Annotated in this window: 5 protein-coding genes and 1 tRNA gene; 1 reads left to right on the top strand and 5 read right to left on the bottom strand. The window is 50.3% G+C overall.

The features are described from left to right. The first annotated feature begins 143 nt into the window (after nucleotides 1-143). Nucleotides 144-680, top strand: coding sequence for a T9SS type A sorting domain-containing protein (locus KKH67_12550; GenBank protein ID MBU1320009.1), 537 nt, complete (start codon nucleotides 144-146; stop codon nucleotides 678-680). Nucleotides 681-847: 167 nt separating this feature from the next. Here the strand turns inward: KKH67_12550 and KKH67_12545 are convergent. The 5 genes from KKH67_12545 to KKH67_12525 all read right to left on the bottom strand — a co-directional run. Next, a tRNA-Gln gene (locus KKH67_12545) sits at nucleotides 848-918 on the bottom strand. Nucleotides 919-1,095: 177 nt separating this feature from the next. After that, complete coding sequence (locus KKH67_12540) at nucleotides 1,096-1,266, bottom strand: hypothetical protein (protein ID MBU1320008.1); 171 nt, start codon at nucleotides 1,264-1,266, stop codon at nucleotides 1,096-1,098. 1 nt (nucleotide 1,267) lies between these two features. Further along, nucleotides 1,268-2,740: a glutamate--tRNA ligase gene (locus tag KKH67_12535; protein ID MBU1320007.1), complete on the bottom strand. Its 1,473-nt coding sequence runs from the start codon at nucleotides 2,738-2,740 to the stop codon at nucleotides 1,268-1,270. Nucleotides 2,741-2,749: 9 nt separating this feature from the next. Then, nucleotides 2,750-3,133 (bottom strand): DUF3566 domain-containing protein, encoded by a 384-nt coding sequence (locus KKH67_12530; GenBank protein MBU1320006.1) that lies wholly within the window; start codon nucleotides 3,131-3,133, stop codon nucleotides 2,750-2,752. Between the two features lie 135 nt (nucleotides 3,134-3,268). Further along, nucleotides 3,269-4,055, bottom strand: a 787-nt coding sequence (locus tag KKH67_12525) for a glycerophosphodiester phosphodiesterase (protein MBU1320005.1), incomplete at its 5' end; no start/stop codon positions are given.

Below are 4,055 nucleotides of genomic sequence, written 5' to 3'. Positions count from 1 at the left end.
TTCAGTCTATCACGCTCCTCCTTCGATAATCGAACGATGTACTTTTTCATCGACCACCTCCTTGTTTGCACAAATATAGCGCAAACAATTTCGGAAGTCAATGACATGCCCAATAATATCATGTTGACGGGACACTAGGTGATGTGCGAAGTATTGATGTTAAGAGTCTCATTGACGGAATTCAGGAATTCCATGGCTTAGCTGATGGATTGTTAAAGGTCGGATTACTTGATCCATATGGTCAGGTGATGATTCCATCCGATGGGTCGCGGATCTTGGATGTCTCGTTCGTCGGTGACGGAGAGATCGAACCCTTCAACAGCATCGCTGTCGCCAAAGGCGGCGGGAGACTGAGCACGTCGCTCCACAGTAATAATGGTTCAGCTGATGACATGCTGCCGCGAGACTTTGCCTTGTATCAGAATTCACCGAACCCATTCAACCCGGCAACAGAGATTGCATTCGGTTTGCCTCTCGGTGCTAGAGTCAGGCTGGATGTTTACAATCTCCTTGGACAGAGGGTGACGACACTGGTCGATGGATATCGGTCTGCAGGGAAGCACTCAGTCGTCTGGAATGGAACAGACAGCAATGGTGGGATAGTAGCGTCGGGTGTTTACTTCTATAAGCTCGCTACCGACAGTTTCACCGATACCAGGAAGATGCTACTTCTCAAGTGAGAGGAATGCCAAGGCATTGCGCATCAAGGGCAGGTCAAATGACTTGCCCTTGTATTCCATGCATCGACTGCCGGGCGGATGCATCGGTCCATGGGGTTCGAGACGATGTCTCCAACCCCCTGCTGTGATATGCACACCTAAGTGGTTGTGACACAGGTAGTTACAAGCTGGGAGACAGGGATTCGAACCCCGATACTACGGTCCAGAGCCGCATGTCCTACCGTTGGACGATCTCCCAGTTGATCTGCCAATATATATACAAAATTGGCCGTGTCAAGTAGGTCGTAGAGGTTTAATCAAACTTCTGGAAATGGCTGCCAACCTGGAAGCTGGCTGTCAATGCCATATGATTCCAGCCTGAATCGAACTCAAGGAGCAGCCTCTGAGCAGCCGATACGAATTCCGAGCAGAGGCTCTATTTCGTCGACTCTTCCAGTTCCTTCAGCTCTTTACGTTTCTTCTTGAGCTTCTTGTAGACCTGGTCGTGCCGACCTTTGTCAAAAACCTTGTCGAGATTGGTCCGGTTGTACTCTTCCTCGAGTTTCTCGATTTCGTCTCTCAGTTTCTCGATCTTCTCAAGCGACATGTCAGGTTCCCTCCTGTTCAGGGAATTCACCTCTTTCAATATACTTTATCGCCCGTTCTATCCGTGCCTGAACCTCTTTCTGGCCAAGTAGCTCCAGTATGTCGAATAATCCCGGGCCGCCGGTCATACCTGAAACAGCCAGACGAACAGGATGGATCAGTTTCCCGGCTTTCAAGTCCTTATCTTCCGCTAGAATCCTGAGCGTCTCTTCGAGACCCTCTTTCATCCAAACATCCACCTGCTCGAACCGTTCCTTGATGTCCGTCAGGATGCTTGCAACCCCATCAGCCTTAAACTGCTTTCTGACACCCTTCGGATCGTACTCGAAGTTCGATGTGAAGAAGTAGGACCCCTTCTCGGCATATTCCGAAAGCAGCCTGCATCTTTCTTTCAGAGCATCTACGACTCTGACAGTCCAATGCCAGTTCGTTTCCACCCAGTATTTGGTGGTCAGTCCCGCTTCAATGAACAGCGGCACTACCAAGTCCACAATCTTGTTGCTGTCGATCTCCCGCAGGTATTCACCATTCATCCATTTGAGCTTCTCGATATCGAACACGGCGTTATTCGGATTGACACCTTCCAGAGAGAATGCCTCGATCATTTCATCGATTGTCATCTTCTCGCGGTCATCTTTAGGAGACCATCCTACAAGCGCGGAATAGTTGACGAGCGCCTGCGGAAGATACCCTTCGTCTTTGTAGTCCGTTACTCCCTTGTCGCCCTTACGTTTCGAGACCTTTGAGCGGTCGGGTCGAAGGATTAGCGGCACATGCGCAAACTCTGGGATATCCCATTCGAGCGCCTTGTAGAGTTCAACTTGGTAGTATGTATTCGTGATGTGATCGTTTCCCCGGATGACGTGACTGATCCGCATGTCATGGTCGTCGACAACGACGACGAAGTTGTATATCGGTCGTCCATTCGACTTCAGGATTATAAGATCGTCAAGCTCGTCATAACTGCAGTTAAGTTTCCCGGCGATTGCATCCTCGAACGAAGCAGTCCCCTCGACGGGGAGTTTTAGCCGGACAGTGAACTTGCGTCCATCGGAAAGATTCTTCTCGATCTCATCGGGCGACAGACTTCTGCATTTTCGGCTGTATTTATAGGGCAGCTTATTCTTCTGCGCGTATTCACGTTCCGCGGTGAGCTCTTCCGGCGAACAGAAGCAGCGGTAAGCTTTACCCTCGGTCAGAAGCCTCTCTGCATGTGGACTATATGTCTCCATCCGCTCAGACTGGTATACTATCTCCTCATCCCACGAAAGTCCCATCCACCTGAGGCCGTCCAGAATGATATCGACATACTCCTGTCTGGAGCGGTCCAGGTCGGTGTCCTCGATTCTGAGCAGGAATTTCCCGCCATGTTTCTTCGCGAACAGCCAATTGTATATGGCCGTCCGAGCGGTTCCAACATGGAAGTAACCGGTCGGAGATGGCGCTATTCTGACCCTGACATCGTCAAGTCCCATCGTTGTTCCTCAAATCGTGTAGTTGCCGCTCTCTTTTGCCGGCGGAAGCGGTTTGTCGCCGATGTTCAGCGGATGCAGCATCTCACTTTCAAGGCTGACTTCAATCCCGCCGAGCAGGCTGCTTATCAGGTTGTAGAATCCCGCAACAATTGCGGTGATGACTGTGCCCATGACAGCCGCCATAAGAGAATAGAGAATTGGCAGGAATATGAGGGCGAGGGGTCCAACAGAGCCCATCCCATCCGGCATCGGACCAAAGGACTCCATGAACTGCATCACGAATGGCATCATCATTGCCATATACAGCCCACCGAGAAAGCCGATCAGTCCCCATATGAAGAAACCGACTTTAATCGCACTCCACACTCTGATTCGCTTCAATTCGTACTTCATCATTACTCCTGATCAATGCCTCTGACGGAGTCTAAGACATATCTGATCGTTAGGCAAGTCAATTCAGTTTACCAGAGTCAATATTCAGTGGCACTTATGCTTCAATGGCTTACAGCATCAACCTCAAGGCAGTTTTCAGGACTGAGCGGTATGTTCGGATTGTATTATCCGTCGCGCGATTCCGGGCTTATTGGTTATTATTCCGTAGGGTGATATCGTAAGCGCTCGTTCGATCGCCGCAGGATCATCCAAAGTCCAGAATGAGACCGGATGTCCCAACTCAGAGATTCTCTCCGCACCTGCCAGGTTCATCTCTCTGAAGAAGACATGCAGGTAGTCTGCCTCCAGATATTTCAGGAAGATGTGATTCAGGTAGCTCTGTCGCAGCGCAATCGGGATGCTGGCGAGCCTATCGAGGATGAGAGCGGTTCTGAGTTCAGCGTTAAGTCGCTTGAACCGCTTGATTATGATGGAATAGAATGACGAGACTATGACCCGTTCCTGCCATCCATTGCGACAAATCATCTTCTCGACGGGTATCTCGAGACCGAATTCCTTGATATCAAGGATGATTTGGCGAGGCGGATCGTCTGTGTTGAACAGTTCCTCCAGCAGCAGCGGCGTCCCGGTACCCATGATTCTCATCTTCTTGAACTGCGCAGCGGTGATGCTCGCGGTAGTCCCGTTTGAATTGAATAGCCTGCGGAGGCGCCGATCATGGCAGATAATCGGGACATTATCGGACGTGCATCTGATATCGACCTCTACTGCATCGGCACCCTGGCTGCGGGCAGCCAGAATCGCCTCCAGGCTGTTTTCGGGAAAATCGGCTGATGCTCCTCTATGTGCAATGACTTTGGTCACAACAAAATAAAGGAAGCATGAATCGGAATCACAAATAAAATATGCTGGTGCGTCGCGT

Source organism: Candidatus Zixiibacteriota bacterium, assembly GCA_018820315.1.
In the GTDB taxonomy this organism is placed as follows: Bacteria; Zixibacteria; MSB-5A5; order JAABVY01; family JAHJOQ01; genus JAHJOQ01.
Note: the sequence above shows the minus strand (reverse complement) of the source record. Positions and strands in the feature narration are given on the sequence as shown.